Origin of the sequence: Rhodococcus sp. MEB032 (genome assembly GCF_030208925.1) — a bacterium.
Taxonomy (GTDB): Bacteria; Actinomycetota; Actinomycetes; order Mycobacteriales; family Mycobacteriaceae; genus Rhodococcus_F; species Rhodococcus_F qingshengii.
This window is the reverse complement of record NZ_JARVSY010000026.1, coordinates 64,881-86,795: the sequence shown is the minus strand read 5'-3', so window position 1 is coordinate 86,795 and position 21,915 is coordinate 64,881. Positions and strand designations below refer to the sequence as shown.

Sequence of the window (21,915 nt, the reverse complement as noted above, 5' to 3'; positions counted from 1 at the left end):
GTCCATGTGTTAGAACGATTTCTAGAACATGTTCGGAAACTGTGCCCAGAATCAGAGAGGCTGACGATGACGAAGTGGGACGAGACGTGCGACGTACTCGCTGTGGGATCAGGCGGCGGACTCACCGGCGCGTACACGGCAGCCCGCGAAGGCCTCGACGTCATTGCGATCGAAGCAACCGACAAGTACGGCGGAACAACGGCGTACTCGGGCGGCGGCGGAATGTGGTTCCCGTGCAACGCCGTTCTTCGTCGGGGCGGGGACGACGACACCATCGAGGATGCGCTGGAGTACTACCGATCAGTGGTGGGTGATCGTACGCCCGCCGACGTTCAGGAAGCCTACGTTCGAGGTGGCGCCGGGTTGATCGACTACCTCGAAGAGGACTCGAACTTCGAGTTTCAGATACTGCCGTGGCCCGACTACTTCGGTGAAGAGCCCAAGGCTCGAGCGAGTGGACGGCACATTGTTCCCAAGCCGATGAACGCGAACAAGCTGGGTGCCCTTCGTGATTCGCTTCGTCCGCCGCTGGCGACGGAACGGCTGGGGGAGAAGTTGCCGAAGTACCTCGTCGGCGGCCAGTCGTTGATCGGTCGATTCCTGTTGGCTCTTGCGGAACTCCCGAACGCCACCATGCACCTGAAGACCACTCTCGAGGAACTGGTTGTCGAGGACGGGGTGGTGGTCGGAGCCGTCGTCGACCGAGATGGTCGGCGTCGAACCATTCAGGCACGCAGAGGAGTGATCCTCGCCGCCGGTGGATTCGAGCAGAACGAGACCATGCGTGCCGAATTCGGTGTCCCCGGATCCGCTCTCGACACGATGGGCTGCCCCGGCAACCTCGGGAAGGCGCACCAGGCGGCGGTCGCCGCGGGTGCCGACACCGACCTGATGGGCGAGGCCTGGTGGTCGCCGGGACTCACCCATCCAGATGGGCGCTCCGCGTTTGCGCTGTGGTTCACCGGCGGAATCTTCGTGGACGACGACGGTCGTCGATTCGTCAACGAATCAGCGCCGTACGACCGCTTGGGTCGCGCTGTCATCGAACACATGCGGGCAGGGAAAGTAACCACGCCGTACTGGATGATCTACGACAACAGAGAAGGCGCAGTGCCGCCGGTGAAGGCACCCAACGTACCCATGGCCCAGACGGAGCAGTATGTGGCTGCGGGGTTGTGGAAGAGTGCACAGACACTCGAAGACCTCGCTGCCCAGATCGATGTTCCCACAGCGGAACTGGTGGAGACCGTGAAGCGATACAACGCGTTTGCGGCGACTGGCGTCGACACGGACTTCGGTCGAGGAGACACTGCGTACGACCGCGCCTTCTCTGAGGGGGCTTCGCCGCTCGTACCGATCGATCAAGGGCCGTTTCACGCTGCCGCTTTCGGCATCTCCGACCTCGGGACCAAAGGTGGTCTACGGACCGACGCGACCGGGAGGGTGCTCAAAGCCGACGGTACGGCGATTGCCGGGTTGTACGCGGCGGGGAACACGATGGCAGCGGCCAGCGGGACTACGTACCCCGGCGGTGGAAACCCGATCGGAGCGAGCATGCTGTTCAGTCACTTGGCTGCTCTCGACCTCGCGAAGCTGCCGTCTTGATCATCAGTCGCTCGTCTCGGGGATGTGGTCAGGCCTTGCCGAGTCCGGCGGCGATTCCCTTGTCCAGTTGGGTGAGCATTGCTGTACCCAACGACGAAAGCTGGGCGACCTGGCGATCGTCGAGGCCCTCGAAGAGGAGACCTTGAACTGAGGCGACGTGCGGCGGTGCGGCCGCGACCACCTTTGCCATTCCCTCGTCGGTGAGCACTGCGTTGGAGCCGCGGCTGCCACGAATGACTTCCCGTTTCACCCAGCCGGCCTTCTCCATCTTCGTGATCACGTGCGAGAGGCGGGACAGGGACGCGTTCGCGCGCTGGGCCAGTACCGACAACTGGAGCTTGTGGTCGGGGGCGTCCGAGAGTGCCGCGAGTACGAAGTATTCGAAGTGTGTGAGTGCCGAATCGCGTTGTAGTTGAGTGTCGAGTGCGGCAGGCAACCGTGTCACGAGAGCGATCAGTGTCAGCCATGCTTCTTGCTGCTCGGCTGTGAGCCACTTCGTCTGAGACTGCGCGTCGGGCTGCGCGGTCGGTTCACTCATCGGTGACTTCTCCTTCGGGTCGAGCATTCTTCGTGCACGGAGCGTGCTTGTGTACAGCGTCTCAGACGCATGTCCAGAAGAATCCTGCGGGGAATAGTTGCGGGACGCAAGTGTTGAGTTCTATATTAGGTTGAATCTTCAACTTACGACGAATGTCTATCCCGAGGAGTCCGTATGTCCACCACAACCATGCCTGCGCTGTATCTCAGCCACGGTGCTCCGCCGCTGGTGGACAGCGCGTTGTGGGTCGACCAGTTGGGGGCGTGGGCCGGCGATCTTCCGCGGCCGACGGCAATCCTCGTCGTATCGGCGCACTGGGAATCAGCACCGCTGACGATCGGATCGACGACCACGGGCACCCCGCTCATCTACGACTTCGGTGGTTTTCCCGAGAGGTTCTACCGCGCGAAGTACAACTCTCCCGGCGCTCCGGAACTCGCCGCCCAGGTTGCCGCGTTGATGCCGGACAACGAACGCGTGGTTCAGCAGCCGAATCGAGGCCTGGATCACGGTGCCTACGTGCCGCTCACGGTGATGTACCCGGACGCAGACATCCCGGTACTGCAAATTTCGCTGCCCACCCTCGATCCCGAGCGTTTGCTCCATCTCGGACAGCGCCTACGGCCACTCCGTGAGCAAGGTGTACTGATCGTGGGATCCGGATTCACCACGCACGGGCTACCGTTCCTGCGCGATCCGTCACCGGAGGCGCAGGCCCCGGGATGGTCGGCGGAATTCGACGCGTGGGCAGGGGAGAGGTTCGCTGCCGGTGACGTCGATTCCTTGATCGACTTCCGCGCTCAAGCTCCCGGGATGCCGTACGCGCATCCGACCATCGAGCACTTCGCCCCGTTGTTCGTCACGCTCGGTGCGTCATCCGATCCGGAACAGGTGCCCACCCAGGTGATCGACGGATTCTGGATGGGGCTTGCGAAGCGCTCGATTCAGGTCGCCTAGAGATTTCAAATCGCGCAGAGAATCAGGTCGCCCAGGTGGGTCAGCTTCGATTGCGAAGGAACTCGAGCGCCTGGTCGCCGTGGGTGTTGGCGCGTAGTTCACTCGAGATGACTTTGAGGACGGTGCGGTCGGTGTCGATCACGAAGGTCGAGCGTTTGACCGGAGCCAACTTGCCCAGGAGTCCGCGCTTGACGCCGAACTGTTCGGCTACCTTGCCCTCGGTGTCGGCGAGTAGGGGGTAGTCGAAGGATTGTGCGGTGGCAAAGGTGGACTGAGCTTCGACCGTATCGGTGCTGATGCCCGCTCGCGAAGCGCCCACCGCGGCGAATTCGCTGCCGAGGTCACGGAAGTGGCACGCCTCGGCGGTGCACACCGGCGTCGAGGCTGCCGGGTAGAAGAAGAGGACCAGGGGTCCGTTCTCGAGCAGGCTCGTCAGCGAGCGCGGAGTCCCGTCCTGGTCGGGCAGTGAGAAATCGGGAGCGAGTTGGCCTGGTTTCATTCGGCCGAGGTTACCCGCGCACGACGGCCACATGGGGGAGCCTGGGATGATGGAGCCATGCACGGCGAGCCCACCTCCATGTCCGCACGGTCATCCGACACCGCGATCGTCGGTGACGCGTCCGATTCCACCACGACCCGGGAGCAGTTCCGAGCTCTCGCAGCTGAGCACCGGGTCGTTCCGGTCACTCGGAAAGTGTTGGCGGACTCCGAAACTCCGCTCTCGGCGTACGAGAAGTTGGCCGGCAATCGTCCCGGCACCTTCTTGCTCGAGTCGGCCGAGAACGGTCGTTCGTGGTCGCGGTGGTCGTTCATCGGCGTCGGGAGTCCGGCTGCACTGACCGTCGTGGACGGAGAGGCGGCCTGGTACGGCAACGTTCCGGCCGGCGCTCCGGCCGGCGGCGACCCGATCGACGCGCTCGGTGCCACCCTCGAGCTGCTTCGTTCGGAGCGGCTGCCCGACCTGCCCCCGCTGACCGGCGGAATGGTCGGATTCCTCGGCTACGACGCGGTGCGGCGCCTCGAGAGATTGGGTGACTCCGCGGTCGACGACCTGCAGATCCCCGAAATGGTCATGCTGCTTGCCGCCGACATCGCCGCAGTCGATCACCACGAAGGGGCGATCACCCTCATCGCCAATGCCGTCAACTGGGACGGCACGGACGAGCGCGTCGACACGGCGTACGACGACGCAGTCGCCAGGTTGGACGCGATGACTCGTGCTCTCGCGGCGCCGGCGAAATCGACGGTGTCGACATTTTCGAAAGCGACTCCGAACTACCGCCGTCAGCGCACCACCGAGAGCTTCGGTGTCGACGTCGAAAAGTTGATCGGCGACATCGAAGCGGGCGAGGCATTCCAGGTAGTTCTCTCGCAGCGATTCGAGATCGATTGCACTGCAGCGCCGATCGACGTGTACCGGATGCTGCGAGCGTCGAACCCCAGCCCGTACATGTATCTGCTCAACGTGCCGAACGGTGATGGAGAGACGGCGTTTTCGATCGTCGGTTCGAGCCCGGAAGCACTGGTCACGGTTGCTGAGGGCGTCGCGACAACACACCCGATCGCTGGAACCAGATGGCGCGGTGCCACAGAGGAGGACGACATCCTGCTCGAGAAGGACCTCCTCGCCGACGAGAAGGAAAACTCCGAGCACCTCATGCTCGTCGATCTGGGGCGAAACGATCTGGGTCGTGTCTGTCGCCCGGGCACGGTGAAGGTGCACGACTACCGGCACATCGAGCGGTACAGCCACGTGATGCATCTCGTATCGACCGTCACCGGTCATCTGGCCGAGGGAAAGCACGCTCTCGACGCCGTCACCGCATGCTTCCCCGCTGGAACCCTCTCGGGGGCACCCAAGGTCCGAGCGATGCAGCTGATCGAAGAACTGGAACCGACCAGGCGCGGTATCTACGGCGGCATCGTCGGCTACCTCGACTTCGCCGGCGACGCCGACACCGCGATCGCGATCCGAACGGCATTGATCAAGGACGGGATTGGATACGTCCAGGCGGGCGCCGGTGTCGTCGCCGACTCGGATCCGGTGTACGAGGACACCGAGGCCCGCAACAAGGCGATGGCAGTGCTGAGCGCGATTGCGTCGGCGCACACCCTGCGCACCATCGGAGGTGACGATCAGTGAGTGAGAACGAGTCGAGTGCAGCGGAGCCTACAAGCGTTTCTCGTGGCACCGCCGTGCCGAGAACGCTTCTGCTGGCGTTGTCGGCAGCAGCTCTGTGGGGCAGCTCACGAATGACGTGGGTTCATCTGACCTCGAGCGACGGCAAGACGCTGGAGAGGACGACGGATCTCGACGGCAGCACCTGGGCGGCGGCGATGACTCCGCTCGCGCTCGCGCTTCTGGCGGCGATCGCGGCGTCGTTTGCGGTGCGAGGTTGGGCACTTCGGGTAGTCGGACTGTTGGTTGCCCTCGTCGCCGTCGCGGTAGCGGTTCCGGCAGTGCAGTTGTTGGTGTCCGGAGCCTCTGCGGACCGAGCGGTGGAGTTGGCCGAGTTGTCCGGTCACCCGGAAGACCTCTCGACGACTGTTTCGGTACTGCCTGCCTTGCTTGCGTTGGTCGGAGCGGTGGCGGCGCTCGGTGCGGCAGTACTTCTGATGCGCAAACCTCCAGTGCGAGGCGGGTTGTCGTCGAAATACGACAACCCTGCCGCGCGCCGCGAGGCCGCGGCCAAGCTTGGTCAGGGAGACAAACCTGCATCGGACGAGCCTGTGACACAACGGATGTTGTGGGATGCGCTCGACGCCGGAGAGGACCCGACAGCGACTGACGGGGACGACGGAGTTGGGGGAGACAACGGCGCGAAACCGGGGTCGTCCCACTGAGTAAGACTGAACCCTCACCTGCGTGGGTACCCCGACGGAGTAGCAAAATTTCGTCCCACTAGGCTGAGACCACCCTGATGACGTATCTCACATCGGGCTCTTGCCCAGAAAGGATTCGGGCCACGATGACCGTACTCGACTCGATTCTCGACGGGGTGCGCGCTGACGTCGCCGCCCGCGAAGCCGTACTCGACTTCGCTGCAGTCAAGGCTGCTGCGGCCGCTGCACCGCCTGCACTCGATGCTGCAGCAGCACTTCTGGAATCGAGCATCGGCGTCATCGCCGAGGTCAAGCGAGCGAGCCCGTCAAAGGGTGCGTTGGCCGACATTGCCGATCCCGCTGAGCTTGCCGCGGCGTACCAAGCCGGTGGCGCACGCATCATCAGTGTTCTCACCGAAGAGCGCCGTTTTCACGGCTCGTTGGCCGACCTGGACGCAGTCCGTAAAGCGGTCACCATTCCGGTGCTCCGCAAGGACTTCATCGTGGGGCCGTACCAGATTCACGAGGCTCGCGCTCACGGCGCCGACGTCATCTTGCTGATCGTCGCGGCACTCGAGCAGCAGGCGCTCGCCTCGTTGATCGATCGCACCGAATCTCTGGGAATGACTGCCCTCGTCGAGGTGCACACCGAGGAAGAAGCCAACCGCGCGCTCGAAGCCGGCGCCAAGGTGATCGGTGTGAACGCCCGCAATCTCAAGACTCTCGAGGTGGACAAGAACACCTTCGGTCGCATCGCTCCCGGTCTTCCGACCGAGACGATCAAGATTGCCGAGTCCGGTGTTCGCGGAACTGCCGATCTGTTGGCGTACGCCGGGGCGGGCGCCGACGCAGTGCTCGTCGGTGAAGGCCTCGTGACCAGCGGCGACCCTCGCAAGGCCGTCGCAGATCTGGTCAATGCAGGTGCGCACCCGTCCTGCCCCAAACCGTCTCGATAAATCGCTTCACCCGCCCGGCGTGCTTTGATGCACCCGGGCGGTGACCAGCGACACCGTTGGGGCAGACTGGTGGGGTGACTTCACGTACTCAGGAACCAGGCTCCGGTGCAATATTCAAGGGCGGCAATCTGCCGCCGGCCAGCGCGGGACTCACCGAGCGCTCCCACGATCCCGACGCCGGAGGCCATTTCGGCGTCTACGGCGGACGGCATGTGCCGGAAGCCCTCATGGCGGTTATCGACGAAGTCACTGCGGAGTACGAAAAGGCTCGAGCGGACGACACGTTCTTGAACGAACTCGACCGCTTGCAGCGCGATTACACCGGGCGCCCGTCGCCGATTTTCGAGGCAACGCGAATGAGCGAGTTCGCCGGCGGTGCGCGCATCCTTCTCAAGCGTGAAGATCTGAACCACACCGGTTCTCACAAGATCAACAACGTTCTCGGTCAGGTTCTGCTGGCAAAGCGTATGGGCAAGACCCGCATCATCGCCGAGACCGGAGCGGGCCAGCACGGTGTGGCATCGGCAACCGCCTGTGCACTGCTCGGTCTCGAGTGCGTCATCTACATGGGTGCTGTCGACACCGAACGTCAAGCACTGAACGTCGCACGCATGCGCCTGCTCGGCGCGGAGGTCGTTTCGGTCGAGACCGGTTCGCGCACGCTCAAGGACGCGATCAACGAAGCCTTGCGCGACTGGGTTTCCCACGCGGACAACACCTATTACTGCTTCGGTACCGCGGCAGGCCCGCACCCGTTCCCCACCATCGTTCGGGACTTCCAGCGAGTGGTCGGCCTCGAAACACGCGTCCAGGTTCAGGCACTGACCGGCCGCCTGCCCGATGCAGTCACAGCCTGCGTCGGAGGCGGCTCCAACGCAATCGGAATCTTCCACCCGTTCATCGACGATCTGTCGGTACGGCTGGTTGGCTACGAAGCGGCCGGCGACGGTGTCGAAACCGGAAGGCATGCAGCAACGTTCGCCGGCGGTACCCCTGGTGCATTCCAGGGTGCCTACTCCTACCTCCTCCAGGACGAAGACGGTCAGACCATCGAATCGCACTCGATCTCTGCTGGTCTGGACTACCCGGGCGTCGGACCCGAGCACGCTTACCTGAGCGATATCGGGCGCGCGACCTACGAACCCGTCACCGACAGTGAAGCCATGGATGCGCTGCTGCTGCTCTCGCGCCGCGAGGGCATCATCCCGGCCATCGAATCGGCCCACGCCGTCGCCGGCGCACTCCGACTGGGCAAAGAACTCGGTGAGGGCGCGATCATCGTCGTCAATCTCTCCGGTCGCGGTGACAAGGACATGGACACCGCCGCAAGCTGGTTCGGTCTTTTCGACGGCGCCTCAGGTCAGGCAGCCGCTCCGGATGATGCAGCAGACGAGAACGACAACACGGAAGGCTCGGACAAGTGAGCGAACGACCATCACGCCTCGCACCCACCTTTGCCGCCTGCAAGGCTGACAAGCGTGCCGCCCTCGTCGGTTACCTGCCTGCCGGTTATCCGACCGTTCCCGAATCGATCGACGTGTTCAAGGCGATGGTCGACGGTGGCTGCGACATCATCGAAGTCGGTGTCGCGTATTCCGATCCGGTCATGGACGGTCCGACCATCCAGCGTGCAGCCGAAACCGCACTCACCAACGGCGTTCGCCTTCGCGACATCTTCACCGTGATCGAGCAGATCAGTTCGGTCGGCGGCAAGGCCGTCGTGATGACGTACTGGAACCCGGTACTGCAGTACGGCGTCGACAAGTTCGCACGAGACCTCGCTTCCGCCGGCGGGCTCGGACTGATCACCCCCAACCTCATTCCGGAAGAAGCCGGCGCCTGGATGGAAGCATCCGAGGAGCACCACCTCGACCGGATCTTCCTTGTCGCTCCGTCCTCGACGGAAGAACGACTCGCGATGACACTCGATGCGAGTAGTGGATTCATCTACGCGGCCTCGACGATGGGTGTCACCGGCGCTCGCGACGCCGTGTCTTCGATGGCTCCGGAACTGACCGCACGAATCCGCGCGCATTCCGACATTCCCGTCGGCGTCGGATTGGGAGTTCGCTCCGGCGCACAGGCTGCCGAAATCGCGGCATACGCCGATGCCGTCATCGTCGGCTCGGCTCTGGTCTCCGCGGTCGAGAACGGCCTGGGAGCGGTTCGCTCGCTCACCGAAGAACTCGCCGAGGGCGTCCGCTCGGCTACCGTGGCGTCGTGACCTCAACTGTGGACCTGCTGGCCTATATCCCCAGCCCGCCCCAAGGCGTCTGGTACGTCGGACCGGTGGCGCTTCGCGCCTACGCGCTCTTCATCATCCTCGGCATCATCGTCGCGATCGTGTGGGGAGATCGTCGTTGGGTCGCCCGCGGCGGCGAGAAGGGGACCGTTCTCGACATCGCGATCTGGGCCGTTCCCTTCGGTCTGATCGGTGGCAGGCTCTACCACGTTTTGACCGACTGGCCCGCCTATTTCGGCGAGAACGGTCAGCCACTCGACGCACTCAAGGTGTGGCAGGGAGGCCTCGGAATCTGGGGAGCAGTGTTCCTCGGCGGCATCGGTGCGTGGATCGGCTGCCGTCGACGCGGCATTCCGGTGTCCGCGCTCGGTGATGCGATTGCGCCCGGAATCTTGCTCGCGCAGGCCATCGGTCGTATCGGCAACTACTTCAACCAGGAGTTGTACGGTCGCGAGACCACCGTCCCATGGGGCCTCGAGATCTTCGAGCGTGTGAACTCTTCCGGCCAGCTCGATCAACTGGCAGGTGTCTCCAACGGAGAAGTCATTCGGGTCGTTCACCCGACGTTCCTCTACGAAGCTGTGTGGAACGTCCTGATCGTGATCCTGCTGGTCCTCGTCGACCGCCGATTCAAGATCGGCCACGGACGCCTGTTTGCTCTGTACGTCGCGGGCTATTGCCTGGGCCGGTTCGTCGTCGAACTGATGCGCGACGATTTCGCCTACGAGATCGCCGGCATTCGCGTCAACACATTCACTTCGGGGATCGTGTTCTTCGCCGCACTGGCTTACTTCTTCCTGGCGAAGAAGGGTCGTGAGGATCCGGCTGATTTGAAGTCGAAGGACTACGTCGCTGCGGTAGCTGCCGGCGAAGCAGGAGTCGCGGCGCCAGTTACCGAAACTGATTCGGCGAAGGCCGACGCGAAAGTCGCCGACGCTGAAGATTCTGAATCCGATGCTGCTGAATCCGCTTCCAGTGAGGCAAGCGCCTCCACGGCAGCGTCGGATGAGTCGTCGGACGCGGTGAAGCTGTCGAAGAAAGACAAGCCGTGACAGGTCCCTATTCGCAGGGGGGATTCCCCGAGGATCAGGGACCGGTCTACGGCGCGCCCAATCCGTACGGATATCAGCAGCCATTGCCGCCTCCATCGATGTACGGGTTCGGAGATCCCTACGCCCCGTACGGTCGGCACCCGGTAACCGGGGAACCGTATTCCGACAAGTCGAAGGCCACCGCTGGACTGTTGCAGATCTTGCTGGGCTTCTTCGGAATCTGTGGAGTCGGGCGCCTCTATATCGGAAGTGTCGGCATCGGATTGTGCCAACTGCTCGGCATGTTCTTCGCGCTGTTCATGTCGGCGTTCCTCATCGGAATTCCATTTGCGATCGGAATCTGGATCTGGGCGTTCGTCGACGGCATCGTGATACTTTCGGGCAATGCGCGGGACGGTGCTCGCCGGCCATTGCGAGGATGAGTCGCGAGCGCGAACCGAGGAAACATGTGTGGGGGACTGGCCTCGAGAAGGTCGAACCTTCTCGAAGTCCGATAACAAAAGCTATTACGTACCGTCGTCGAATCGAAGGAAAGTACGTTGCCTAACTTGAACAAGAATCCGGAACCTTCCGAGTCGGGGGACTCGTCTGGATCACAGCCGCCGGTTCCACCGCAGTTCGGGTCGCCGTTCGACTACGACGCGACGGCGGATGCGTCGTTGACGGAAACCTCGGCACCCACCGAAAAGACGCCGTCGACGGAGACCACCGGCACCGGTCCAGGCTGGGACACGTATTCGGGAGTCGGAAACGGTCCGGGGTGGGGAAACCACCCCATCTACCCGCCGCCGACCGGAACCGAATCGACCACAGCGTTTCCCGCTGCCGATTCTGATTCCACCCCGAATCAGCCGACAGCGCCGTACACGTCGCAGGAAAGTTACGCCGCCCAGAACTATCCGGCGCCTGACTACTCGAGCCCGACCCAAACCCCGACGGACGGTCCCGTCTACGGTGCACCGGCAGATCAGACTCCGAATCCCTACGCGGCTCCGCCGCAGGGCTACCCCCAGCCGGGATACTCACAGCCGGGTTACGGTCAGCCTCAGGGGTACCCACAAGCTCAGGGTTATCCTCAGCCTGGCTACGGCCTGGTCGACCCGTCCGCACCATACGGACGTGACCCGATGACCGGTGAACCGTACTCGGACAAGTCGAAGACGACTGCCGGATTGCTGGGCATTCTGCTCGGCGGATTCGGTGCAGGACGTTTTTATCTCAACCAGCCCGGCATGGCTGTCGCACAGATCGCGGTCACTTGGTTGACGTGTGGAATCGGTGGCATCTGGCCGCTCATCGACGGAATCATGATGTTGACCGGCAGTGTGCGCGATCAGTACAACCGCCCTTTGCGTAGCTGATCGAAACGACCGTCGGCAAGTGTGACCCCCTGATGCCTCGGTATCAGGGGGTCACCGTTTTGCTCTCGCGACCTGCGGTTATGGGCTGATAAACTAGCGCACGTCGGCTGCATGTCCGCGTGGAGGTCGCCGAGTGCTGTTTTCTCGAATACCTGAACCTCGGGGCCTGTACGACCCCGATCAGGAAACCGATTCGTGTGGTGTAGCCGTGGTAGCAGACACCTCTGGACGCCACCTGCATTCCATTGTCGACGATGCGCTCGCGGTCCTGGGCAATCTCTCCCATCGCGGCGCAGTTGGGCGCGAATCCAACAGCGGAGACGGCGCGGGCATTCTGATTCAGCTGCCGACGGAGTTCTTCGACGCGGTGACCGGGTTCGAGCTTCCACCACCCAACGCGATGGGTGAGAACACCTACGCGGCCGGAAACTGCTTTCTCCCGGTGGATCAGGAAGCACGTTGGCGCGCGGTAGTTCGGATACACCGGTACGCAGCGGCAGAAGGACTGCGGATTATCGGGTGGCGAGAGGTGCCGGTCGACCGAGACTGCGTCGGAACCGTTGCCGCGCAGTGCGCTCCGTACGTCAGTCAGTGTTTTGTGACGTGCGCCGAGTCGCGAGATCGTAGTGTGGGCGGAATTGCCTTGGACAGACGAGTGTTTGCGCTCAGGAGACAGGTCGAGCGGATTCACTGTGCCAACACTGCAGTGTATTTCCCCTCGTTGTCCGCCCGAACCATCGTGTACAAGGGCATGCTGACGCCGACGCAGTTACCCGGTTACTTCACCGACCTACGCGACGACCGAATGCGAACTGCGTTGGCAGTCGTGCACAGTCGATACTCCACGAACACATTTCCGTCGTGGCCACTCGCTCAGCCGTATCGCTGCATCGCCCACAACGGCGAGATCAATACGATTGTGGGAAACAGGAATTGGATGCGCGCTCGCGAGCCGATGCTGCGGAGCACACTTTTAGGTGGGGACATCGATCGCCTGTTTCCGATCTGCACCCCGGGAGGATCCGACTCTTCGTCGTTCGACGAAGTACTGGAGTTTTTGACGCTCGGGGGCCGCAGTGTGCAACACGCCATCGCGATGATGATTCCCGGAGCCTGGGAGAACGATTCTTCGATGCCCGACGAGATAAAGGCCTTCTACCAATTTCACGGTTGTCTGATGGAACCGTGGGACGGTCCGGCGTCCGTGACGTTCAGCGACGGCATTGTTGTCGGGGCCGTGTTGGATCGCAACGGTCTTCGCCCAGGGCGATGGTGGCGGATGAAGAACGACCGTATCGTGTTGGCCAGTGAGAGCGGTGTGTTCGACGCTCCCACGTCCGAGGTGTTGGAGAAGGGGCGCCTCGAACCGGGACGCATGTTTCTCGTGGACACCGCTCGCCATCGGATCGTTTCCGATGCGGAGATCAAGTCCGAACTCGCGAGCACAGCCCCCTACCGGGACTGGGTCGACGGGGGATTGGTCGACCTCGAGGAAATCCCCGAGACTGCGCCTGCCCGAGGCGATCCGGCTCCGCTGTTGCAACGGCAGTTGCTCTTCGGATACCACGCCGAGGACGTGCGGGACATTCTTGTCCCGATGGCAAGCTCAGGATCGGAGCCGTTGGGATCGATGGGTGTCGACACGCCTCTCGCCGTTCTTTCGGATCGGCCGAAGCTGTTGTACGACTACTTTATTCAGCTCTTTGCTCAGGTGACCAACCCGCCTTTGGACGCGATTCGCGAGGAAGTCGTCACTACGCTTGGTGTCACCCTCGGCGCTGAGCAGAACTTGTTCGAAGCGTCGGCGCTGTCGTGCCGAAGGATTGTTCTCGACAAACCGGTGATCGGACCGGGGAAGATGGCGAAGGTCGCCGAACTATACGGCGCAAGAACTCCGAGAAGCGCTGTCCTTCGCGCAGGTTTCGATCCGAGGGGCAGTCTCACCGAAGGCGTCGAGAGGCTTCGTGAGTCCGCCCGAACAGCCGCCGAAGCCGGAATCGAGATTCTGGTGATCTCCGACCGTGGATCAGGCCCTGAGCAGGCTCCCATTCCGTCATTGCTCGCAGTATCAGCCGTGCACCACGATCTGGTTCGTCATGGCCTGCGGACCAAGGTTTCCCTTGTCGTCGACTCGGGTGACGCGCGCGAAGTTCATCACATCGCGCTGCTGATCGGCTACGGTGCGGCGGCTGTCCACCCGTATCTTGCTCTCGAATCTGTCCAAGCCCTCAGCGAGCAGGACGAACTTCCCGGGATAGATCCGAAGACTGCGTCGGACAACTACCTGAGAGCAACAAATTTCGGCGTGCTCAAAGTGATGTCGAAGATGGGAATCGCTACGGTTCACTCCTACACGGGCGCACAGGTATTCGAGGCCGCGGGCTTGGGTCGAGAGTTGGTCGACGAATACTTCTGCAACACACGGAGCCGGATCGGCGGGATCGGTATCACCGAAGTCGCGCGCGAAGTTCTGATGCGCCACACGGCTGCGTTCTCGTCGTCCGCAGTGCAGCATCGTCAGTTCGACAATCGTCAGTTGACCGACAGCGGACAGTACCGGTATCGCCGCGATGGTGAATTGCATGTGTTCACACCCGAATCCGTGTTCTTCCTTCAGCATGCGACCCGGACGGGGCGAAGTGAAATCTTTCGCCGCTACAGCGATGAAGTCGATCGACTGAGCGCGCAGGGCGGAACACCGCGGGGATTGTTTCGATTTCGGTGTGAGGTTCGTCCGCCGATTCCGCTCGATCAGGTCGAACCCATCGAGATGATTCTCGCTCGATTCAACACCGGTGCGATGAGCTACGGTTCCCTCTCTGCGGAGGCGCACGAGACGATGGCGGTTGCGATGAATGCTCTCGGCGGGCGTTCCAACACCGGTGAGGGCGGAGAGTCGCCGGAGCGGTTGCGTGACGACAAGCGTCGAAGCGCAGTCAAGCAGGTCGCGAGTGGGCGCTTCGGGGTGACCAGCGATTACCTGGTCAATGCCACCGACATTCAGATCAAGATGGCCCAAGGTGCCAAGCCCGGTGAAGGAGGGCAGCTTCCGGGGTCCAAGGTGTACCCGTGGATCGCGGAAACCCGGTACTCGACGCCTGGGGTCGGGCTCATTTCTCCGCCCCCGCACCACGACATCTATTCGATCGAGGATCTCGCCCAATTGATCTATGACCTCAGATGCGCAAACGATCGTGCGCGGATACACGTGAAATTGGTCAGCGCAGTCGGAGTCGGGACTGTTGCGGCAGGTGTGGCCAAAGCGCACGCCGACGTGGTGCTGATCTCCGGTCACGACGGTGGGACGGGTGCTGCGGCACTCTCGTCCATCCACCACGCGGGTACGCCGTGGGAGATCGGGCTGGCCGAAACTCAGCAGACCCTGGTGCTCAACGGGTTACGCGATCGGATCGTCGTCCAGTGTGACGGGGGTTTGCGCACGGCGCGGGACGTCGTCGTCGCCGCGTTGCTGGGGGCGCAGGAGTACGGGTTTTCCACGGCGCCACTCATCGCGGCCGGGTGCGTCATGATGCGGGTATGTCACCTCGACACCTGCCCTGTCGGAGTAGCGACGCAGAATCCCGAACTGCGCGAGCGATTCACCGGCCGGCCCGAGTACGTCGAGAACTTCTTTCGCTTCATCGCCGACGACGTACGACGGCTGTTGGCAGAACTGGGGTTTCGAAGTATCGACGATGCTCTGGGGCACGCAGACGTATTGGAAATGTCTCCGGCGGTGGCACATTGGAAGAGTCGCACGTTGGACCTCTCACCACTCTTCGACGTTCCGGCCGCGCCGGCCGGCGCGGCCTTCCAACCGTATGTACCTACTTCGAGCGAACTCGAACGCACCCTGATCAAGTTGGCTGCGAACTCCCTCGAGGACGCTCGACCGGTGCATATCGAACTGCCAGTACACAATACGGATCGAGCGGTGGGAACGAGGCTGGGCGCTGAGGTGACCAGACGCTACGGCGCCGTCGGGCTACCTGACGGCACCATCGACGTCGTGCTCCGTGGAACGGCAGGCCAGTCACTCGGTGCGTTCCTGCCACCGGGCATCTCGCTGGTCGTTGTCGGCGATGCAAACGATTACGTGGGAAAGGGGCTCTCGGGTGGACGAATCGCGCTTCGGCCGAGTGAGGACGCACCCTTCGTGGCCGAGGAGCAGGTGATTGCCGGCAATACGCTGCTGTACGGCGCTACGAGCGGTGCGCTCTATGCCAGGGGGCGTGTCGGGGAACGATTCGCGGTGCGAAACTCGGGTGCGGTCGCTGTGGTGGAAGGCGTCGGCGACCATGCGTGTGAGTACATGACCGGGGGTCGCGTCGTCATCATCGGCCCAACCGGTAGGAACCTTGCTGCGGGAATGTCGGGCGGAATTGCCTTCGTACTCGATGTGAAGGCAGAGAAGGTCAACCGCGACATGGTCGTGCTGGAGCGGCCTTCGGCGGAAGACTGTCGTCAGCTGGTCGACATTCTCGGCGAGCATTTCGCTGCGACCGGCTCGCCGGTGGCTGCGAAACTTCTCGACGACTGGGTTGGCCAGAGTCCGAGATTCACCAAAGTCTTGCCTGTCGACTACCGGAAGGTCGTGGAAGAGAACGAACTGGTGGAGCCGGCTCATGCCTGACGCACGCGGGTTCCTCAACGTGAAACGATCCGACGCACCGACCAGATCGCCCGATGTGCGTGTCGGCGACTGGGCGTCGGTATACGAGTCGCTGGATCCCGTCGTGCGAAATCGAGACGTATCTGCACAGGCCTCGCGTTGCATGGACTGCGCTGTGCCGTACTGCCATTCGGCCGACGTAGGGTGTCCGCTCGGCAATCTCATTCCGGAATGGAACGACCTGGTTCGGCGTGGACGGTGGTCCGAAGCCTCGGAGAATCTGCATTCCACCAACAATTTCCCCGAGTTCACCGGACATCTGTGCCCCGCACCGTGCGAAACGGCGTGCGTTCTCGCACTCGACGACGAGCACACGTCGGGGGGTGTCACCATCAAGCGCATCGAACAGGCGATTGTCGACAACGCCTGGGAGTCGGGTTGGTTGGGGCCGCAGGCTGCGGTAGTTCACAGCGGAAACCGTGTTGCGGTTGTCGGTTCGGGACCGGCGGGACTGGCCGCGGCTCAACAACTGACACGAGCCGGACACAGTGTCACGGTGTTCGAGCGGAGCGATCGGATCGGGGGACTGCTTCGCTACGGAATTCCTGAATTCAAGTTGCCCAAGGCCCTCATCAACCGGCGGCTGGACCAACTGACCGCCGAGGGGACCCGATTCGTCACCGACTGCGCCGTCGGAGTGAACGTGAGCGCGCACGACCTCCTGACGGATTTCGAGGCGGTAATCCTGGCGGTCGGGGCTGATCGTGTCAGAGACACCGACGTACCGGGTCGTAGTCTTCGTGGAATCCATCGTGCGATGACGTATCTGCGGGCGGCCAACCGCGAATGCGAGGGTGATGGTGCGTCGAGCATCTCGGCGCGAGGTAAAAACGTCGTGATCATCGGTGGCGGCGACACGGCCGCCGACTGCCTCGGCACGGTGCATCGCCAGGGTGCGCTCTCGGTGACGGAATTGGACTACCACGTCCCACCTCCGGCACGCCGCGATCGAGATCGCGACCCATGGCCGTTGTGGCCGCGGGTCCTGCGCACCTCGCCGGCGGACGAGGAGGGCAGTGACAAACGATTCCGATGGGCGGCGCAGGAATTTCTCGACGACGGTGGGGGTGCGGTCCGCGCAATCCGGATGGTTCCGGTAGCCGTGTCACGAGCGAAGGACGGACAACGGACCCTGGTGGAGACCGGCGACACGACGGATCTGGTGTGCGAGATGGTCCTGCTCGCTCTGGGTTTCGACGGCGTCGAAACCGCCCCGCTGCTCACCGACCTTGATGTCGGCACCGATCCACTCGGCAGAATCGAGTGTGATGTCGGGTGGCAGACCCGGACACCCGGCGTATTCGTCTGCGGCGACGCGCATCGCGGGGCGTCGCTGGTCGTGTGGGCGATTGCCGAGGGACGGTCGGCCGCACGTGCCGTCGACATGTTTCTCACAGGCGAGTCGGCGCTTCCGGCTCCGGTTCATCCAAAGGCATTTCCGCTGTTCGTGAGCTGACCAACTGAATCGAGTAAGTACAGAAAGTGCAGGTCGCAAATGCCGGATAGAAGTGCGGTGGGGTAGCGACTAGGCTCGAGCCGTGAACCGACGGACAAAAATTGTATGCACACTTGGACCTGCGACAGCTTCTGGCGACCGCATCCGTGAGCTCGTGGAGAGCGGCATGGACGTGGCGCGCCTCAACTTCAGCCACGGCGAGCATGCCGATCACGAAGAAAACTACATTCGCGTCCGCGCCGCGTCGGACGCCACCGGAAAGGCCGTCGGTGTTCTCGCCGACCTTCAGGGGCCCAAGATTCGACTCGGCCGATTCAAGGACGAGCGGACCACCTGGGCCAACGGTGAAGAGGTTCGTATCACCGTCGACGACGTCGAGGGAACGCACGATCGCGTCGGGACCACGTACAAGGAATTGGCGCGCGACGCCAAGGCCGGCGATCGACTGCTGGTCGACGACGGAAAGGTCGGCCTGGTCGTCACGTCCATCGACGGCAACGACGTCGTCTGTCGGGTCACCGAAGGCGGTCCGGTCAGCAACAACAAGGGCCTCTCACTGCCCGGTATGAACGTCTCCGTTCCAGCCCTGTCGGGCAAGGACATCGCCGACCTCGAGTTCGCTCTCAAGCTGGGTGTCGACTTCATTGCACTCTCCTTCGTTCGCTCACCGGCGGACGTCGAATTGGTTCACGCCATCATGGATCGAGTCGGGCGCCGCGTTCCCGTCATCGCGAAGCTCGAGAAGCCCGAGGCCATCGACAATCTCGAAGCCATCGTGCTCGCGTTCGACGCCGTCATGGTCGCCCGCGGTGACCTCGGTGTCGAGTTGCCGCTCGAGCAGGTCCCGCTCGTTCAGAAGCGCGCAATCCAGATTGCTCGTGAGAACGCGAAGCCGGTCATCGTCGCGACGCAGATGCTCGAGTCGATGATCGAGAACTCACGTCCCACTCGCGCAGAGGCATCCGATGTCGCCAACGCCGTTCTCGACGGCGCCGACGCAGTCATGCTCTCGGGCGAGACTTCGGTGGGCAAGTACGTCATGGAAACCGTTCGCACCATGGCCCGCATCGTCGAGGCCGTCGAGAACGAATCGACCCGTGTCCCACCGTTGACCCACGTCCCGCGCACCAAGCGCGGTGTCATCTCGTACGCAGCACGCGACATCGGCGAACGTCTCGACGCCAAGGCCTTGGTTGCGTTCACTCAGTCCGGTGACACGGTGCGTCGACTGGCTCGTCTGCACACGCCGCTGCCGTTGCTCGCCTTCACACCGCTGCCCGCGGTGCGCAGTCAGCTGACGCTGACGTGGGGAACCGAGACGTTCCTGGTCGATGCGGTGGCCACCACCGACGAGATGGTGCGTCAGGTGGACAGTGCGTTGCTCTCCCTCGGGCGGTACGTCAAGGGCGACCTCGTGGTCATCGTTGCCGGGTCCCCTCCGGGAACTGTCGGTTCCACCAACCTCATTCACGTCCACCGCATCGGTGAAGAGGACCACTGAGTGACCCACGCGAACGCGTCCACCGACCTCGGTACTCTCCTCGGTTTGTTGGATCTGGAGCAGATCGGTGAAGACGCGTTCCGTGGATACCACCCGAAACAGGTAGGTTCGCGGACGTTCGGCGGTCAGTTGGTGTCTCAGGCACTGATGGCCGCCGGGCGGACCGTCGACGGTGATCGCCCCATCCATGCGGTGAATGCCCATTTCATTCGCGGCGGAGATGTCAAGGCGCCCATCGAGTATCGGGTGGATCGTCATCGCGACGGGCGGGCGTTCGCCAACCGTCAGGTGACTGCCTATCAGGGTGAGAACGAATTGTTCGTGATGCTCGCGGCGTTCCAGGACTCCGGCAAGGGGCTCGACCATGCTGTCGAGATCCCGGATGTTCCACTTCCGGAGTCGTTGCCTCCCATCGGCGATCATCTGGTGGGGTACGAGGAAAAACTGCCGCATTTCAGTGCAGCGCTCAAGCCGATCGACATGCGGTACGCCAACGATCCGGCGTGGATCCTCAAGGGCACCGGCGAGAAACTCAACCACAATCGGGTGTGGATGCGCCCCGACGGTGATCTGCCGGACGATTCGCTCATTCACGCTGCGACGCTGGCATATTCGTCCGACACCACCGTGCTCGATTCGATTCTGACCACTCATGGTTTGTCCTGGGGTCATGATCGTATCGTCGCGGCGACGGTCAATCATTCGATCTGGTTCCATCGCCCGTTCCGGTTCACCGACTGGGTCCTGTACGCCACCGAATCGCCGGTCGCCGCAGGTTCGCGCGGTCTGGCAACCGGACGGTACTTCTCGGTGGAAGGACTGCTGTTGGCGACGGTGGTCCAAGAAGGAATGATCAGGCATTTCCCGCGTAAAGGGGAATGAGATGCGGGCCCGAGACCGAACTCGGGCCCAGAATCAAGCAGACTTGCGATATTGCGGTGAGAGTTCGTCGGCGCGGTCCCACGGAGACCAGTCGACTTCGCGTCCATCGAGTTGGGCCGCAACAACTTCCAAGCCCGCGTGCCAACCGGCGGCGTGCGCGTACGCGGACTCCTCGTCCTCCATCGTGTGGGTGAGAGTCAGCCAACAGCCGCCGGTGCCGTCCGGTGCCAGTTCCCAATGAAGAGTGTCTGCGTCCCAGAGGAATTCGAGAATTCGGTGCGGGTGGACGCTGATGACCGTCCCGCGCGTCACGTGATCTGCGGGCAGTCCGAAACGCTCGACTTGTTCCGGTGTCACCTTGAACAGTAGATCCGCGCCGGGAGTGAGATCGAAATCGACGTCCGCCGGAAACCAGGCGTCGAGGTACTCGCGTTCCGTTATCACTTTCCAGACCTTGTCCGGTGCGTGCGGAATCGCCAGTTGGAAGCTCAGTGACACCCGACCGTCATAGGTCAGGTTTATCTTGCCGTTGTCCATCGGTGCCTCCAATGCTTGGTGCCCGTGCGGTTGCCCCCCATCGTGCCATCTAATTGCACAGGATGGAATAACTGCAGGTCAGATCGTTACCTATTGATAGGTTATGTCGATTTGTCTCGTTTTGTGAGTGGCGTTCTCGACGCGTTTCGTGGCGGTGAAGCAACCGCGCGGTACGCTGACCACGCACGACTGGCGCGGGTGGGAATTACCACCGGGGAGTGCACATCGCGAGGCATCGACCGCCTGGGTGCTTCACACATCTTGTGTGAAGGGGATCCATGTCTATCGAGAATCGGCCCACCGAAAATCTGTCTACCGAAAATCTGCCCAGCCAGAACGTGGCCGCTCGAATAATCGACGGACGCGCAATTGCCGATGCTGCGCTCGCGGACCTGTCGGTGCGCACCAGGCAGTTTCGTGATGAGGCGGGGCACGTTCCTTGCCTGGCCGCCGTCATCGTGGGAGCGGACCCGGCCTCGAAGGCGTATGTACAGATGAAGGCCAAACGATCTGTCGCCGTCGGAATGACGTCGCGGACGGTCGAACTCCCGGTGAGTACAACCACCGAAGAACTGGTCGGCGTGCTGAGAGCGTTGTCGGCGGACCCTTCGATCGACGGCATACTGCTGCAACACCCGGTGCCAGACCACATCGACGAACGGGCCGCGTTCGATGCCATCTCGGCCGACAAAGACGTTGACGGCGTCACTTCGGCATCTTTTGCGGCAATGGCGTTGACCGGTGGGGGATTCGAATCGTGTACGCCGAGTGGCATCCTGCGCCTGCTCGGCGCCACAGGCGTCGAACTCACCGGAAAGCATGCTGTCGTGGTCGGCCGAAGCCCGATACTCGGATTGCCGATGGGAATGCTCCTCCTGCGTCGAGGCGCAACGGTGACATACTGCCATTCGCGAACCGTCGACCTGGCCGCCCACGTCGCCTCGGCAGACGTCGTCATCGCGGCCGTCGGTGTTCCGGAACTGATCAAAGGGGCGTGGATCAAGCCTGGGGCAGTGGTGATCGATGCGGGGTACAACGAGGGCAACGTCGGAGATGTGGAGTACGCCGCTGCGCTCCCACATGCCGGTGCGATCACACCAGTGCCGGGTGGCGTCGGCCCCATGACGGTGGCAGTCCTGCTGGAACAAACACTGGCAGCAGCAGTTCGAGCAGCGGAAGTTCGGGCATGCAGTGAGAATCATGACAGTCGTGTTGAACCGGACCCCTCAATCGCCTCGGATCGATTGTGAGACCTCGGTTTCGAGACGGAGTATTCATGCGCCCCGCGATAACCGAATTACCGCGTCGAGCACCGCTGCGCTGGAATGGCTGA

Annotated in this window: 18 protein-coding genes and 1 riboswitch; of the genes, 15 read left to right on the top strand and 3 right to left on the bottom strand. The window is 62.7% G+C overall.

Translation table 11 applies throughout. The annotated features are described in order from the left end of the window. Positions 1-66 precede the first annotated feature (66 nt). Complete coding sequence (locus tag QRN54_RS24375) at positions 67-1,605, top strand: FAD-binding protein (protein ID WP_285183242.1); 1,539 nt, start codon at positions 67-69, stop codon at positions 1,603-1,605. 28 nt (positions 1,606-1,633) lie between these two features. Here the strand turns inward: QRN54_RS24375 and QRN54_RS24370 are convergent, their stop codons facing one another. Beyond that, positions 1,634-2,143 (bottom strand): MarR family winged helix-turn-helix transcriptional regulator, encoded by a 510-nt coding sequence (locus QRN54_RS24370; RefSeq protein WP_030536759.1) that lies wholly within the window; start codon positions 2,141-2,143, stop codon positions 1,634-1,636. 174 nt (positions 2,144-2,317) lie between these two features. On the opposite strand from QRN54_RS24370, the gene QRN54_RS24365 reads away from it, so the two are divergent. Further along, on the top strand, positions 2,318-3,100 hold the full coding sequence (locus tag QRN54_RS24365) for a dioxygenase family protein (RefSeq protein ID WP_003944012.1): 783 nt from the start codon (positions 2,318-2,320) through the stop codon (positions 3,098-3,100). Between the two features lie 40 nt (positions 3,101-3,140). Here the strand turns inward: QRN54_RS24365 and QRN54_RS24360 are convergent, their stop codons facing one another. Next, positions 3,141-3,599 (bottom strand): peroxiredoxin, encoded by a 459-nt coding sequence (locus QRN54_RS24360; RefSeq protein ID WP_030536758.1) that lies wholly within the window; start codon positions 3,597-3,599, stop codon positions 3,141-3,143. A gap of 57 nt (positions 3,600-3,656) precedes the next feature. Here QRN54_RS24360 and QRN54_RS24355 point away from each other — a divergent pair, with 57 nt between their 5' ends. The 12 genes from QRN54_RS24355 (at position 3,657) to QRN54_RS24300 (ending at position 20,045) form a co-directional block, all read left to right on the top strand. Further along, positions 3,657-5,243 (top strand): anthranilate synthase component I, encoded by a 1,587-nt coding sequence (locus QRN54_RS24355; RefSeq protein WP_007728697.1) that lies wholly within the window; start codon positions 3,657-3,659, stop codon positions 5,241-5,243. Further along, entirely contained in the window at positions 5,240-5,944 is a 705-nt protein-coding gene (locus tag QRN54_RS24350; RefSeq protein ID WP_030536757.1) for a TIGR02234 family membrane protein, read from the top strand. Before QRN54_RS24355 ends, QRN54_RS24350 begins: the two co-directional genes overlap by 4 nt. 125 nt (positions 5,945-6,069) lie before the next feature. After that, entirely contained in the window at positions 6,070-6,879 is an 810-nt protein-coding gene (gene trpC, locus QRN54_RS24345; protein ID WP_003944016.1) for an indole-3-glycerol phosphate synthase TrpC, read from the top strand. Between the two features lie 74 nt (positions 6,880-6,953). Next, entirely contained in the window at positions 6,954-8,303 is a 1,350-nt protein-coding gene (gene trpB, locus QRN54_RS24340; protein ID WP_007728699.1) for a tryptophan synthase subunit beta, read from the top strand. After that, a complete protein-coding gene (gene trpA, locus QRN54_RS24335; protein ID WP_003944010.1) occupies positions 8,300-9,103 on the top strand; it encodes a tryptophan synthase subunit alpha in 804 nt (267 codons plus the stop codon). Before trpB ends, trpA begins: the two co-directional genes overlap by 4 nt. After that, the gene (lgt, locus tag QRN54_RS24330; protein WP_180279703.1) at positions 9,100-10,173 is read left to right on the top strand and encodes a prolipoprotein diacylglyceryl transferase; all 1,074 of its coding nucleotides are present in this window, start codon (positions 9,100-9,102) and stop codon (positions 10,171-10,173) included. The genes trpA and lgt overlap by 4 nt, the downstream gene beginning before the upstream one ends. Next, positions 10,170-10,595, top strand: a complete 426-nt coding sequence (locus QRN54_RS24325) for a TM2 domain-containing protein (protein ID WP_030536756.1) — start codon at positions 10,170-10,172, stop codon at positions 10,593-10,595. The genes lgt and QRN54_RS24325 overlap by 4 nt, the downstream gene beginning before the upstream one ends. 126 nt (positions 10,596-10,721) lie before the next feature. Next, the gene (locus tag QRN54_RS24320; RefSeq protein ID WP_165639873.1) at positions 10,722-11,534 is read left to right on the top strand and encodes a TM2 domain-containing protein; all 813 of its coding nucleotides are present in this window, start codon (positions 10,722-10,724) and stop codon (positions 11,532-11,534) included. Between the two features lie 133 nt (positions 11,535-11,667). Continuing rightward, positions 11,668-16,167 carry a glutamate synthase large subunit gene (gltB, locus tag QRN54_RS24315; RefSeq protein ID WP_285183236.1) on the top strand — a complete coding sequence of 1,500 codons (4,500 nt, stop codon included), beginning with the start codon at positions 11,668-11,670 and terminating at the stop codon, positions 16,165-16,167. Then, the gene (locus tag QRN54_RS24310) at positions 16,160-17,662 is read left to right on the top strand and encodes a glutamate synthase subunit beta (protein WP_285183234.1); all 1,503 of its coding nucleotides are present in this window, start codon (positions 16,160-16,162) and stop codon (positions 17,660-17,662) included. The genes gltB and QRN54_RS24310 overlap by 8 nt, the downstream gene beginning before the upstream one ends. An 82-nt stretch (positions 17,663-17,744) precedes the next feature. Then, positions 17,745-19,163, top strand: coding sequence for a pyruvate kinase (gene pyk / locus QRN54_RS24305; protein ID WP_003944038.1), 1,419 nt, complete (start codon positions 17,745-17,747; stop codon positions 19,161-19,163). After that, a complete protein-coding gene (locus QRN54_RS24300; protein WP_003944096.1) occupies positions 19,164-20,045 on the top strand; it encodes an acyl-CoA thioesterase in 882 nt (293 codons plus the stop codon). It abuts the gene before it with no gap. Positions 20,046-20,078: 33 nt separating this feature from the next. Here the strand turns inward: QRN54_RS24300 and QRN54_RS24295 are convergent, their stop codons facing one another. Next, the gene (locus tag QRN54_RS24295) at positions 20,079-20,582 is read right to left on the bottom strand and encodes an SRPBCC domain-containing protein (RefSeq protein ID WP_042923025.1); all 504 of its coding nucleotides are present in this window, start codon (positions 20,580-20,582) and stop codon (positions 20,079-20,081) included. Between the two features lie 175 nt (positions 20,583-20,757). Continuing rightward, positions 20,758-20,838: riboswitch (ZMP/ZTP riboswitch) on the top strand. Between the two features lie 22 nt (positions 20,839-20,860). Here QRN54_RS24295 and QRN54_RS24290 point away from each other — a divergent pair. Next, a complete protein-coding gene (locus tag QRN54_RS24290) occupies positions 20,861-21,832 on the top strand; it encodes a bifunctional 5,10-methylenetetrahydrofolate dehydrogenase/5,10-methenyltetrahydrofolate cyclohydrolase (RefSeq protein ID WP_285183231.1) in 972 nt (323 codons plus the stop codon). Positions 21,833-21,915 lie beyond the last annotated feature (83 nt).

Bases quoted from the DNA above. Each gene is read 5' to 3' on its own strand.
- QRN54_RS24375 (WP_285183242.1), top strand. From the start codon at position 67: ATGACGAAGTGGGACGAGACGTGCGACGTACTCGCTGTGGGATCAGGC.
- QRN54_RS24370 (WP_030536759.1), bottom strand. From the start codon at position 2,143: ATGAGTGAACCGACCGCGCAGCCCGACGCGCAGTCTCAGACGAAGTGG.
- QRN54_RS24365 (WP_003944012.1), top strand. From the start codon at position 2,318: ATGTCCACCACAACCATGCCTGCGCTGTATCTCAGCCACGGTGCTCCG.
- QRN54_RS24360 (WP_030536758.1), bottom strand. From the start codon at position 3,599: ATGAAACCAGGCCAACTCGCTCCCGATTTCTCACTGCCCGACCAGGAC.
- QRN54_RS24355 (WP_007728697.1), top strand. From the start codon at position 3,657: ATGCACGGCGAGCCCACCTCCATGTCCGCACGGTCATCCGACACCGCG.
- trpC (WP_003944016.1), top strand. From the start codon at position 6,070: ATGACCGTACTCGACTCGATTCTCGACGGGGTGCGCGCTGACGTCGCC.
- QRN54_RS24310 (WP_285183234.1), top strand. From the start codon at position 16,160: ATGCCTGACGCACGCGGGTTCCTCAACGTGAAACGATCCGACGCACCG.
- QRN54_RS24295 (WP_042923025.1), bottom strand. From the start codon at position 20,582: ATGGACAACGGCAAGATAAACCTGACCTATGACGGTCGGGTGTCACTG.
- QRN54_RS24290 (WP_285183231.1), top strand. From the start codon at position 20,861: ATGTCTATCGAGAATCGGCCCACCGAAAATCTGTCTACCGAAAATCTG.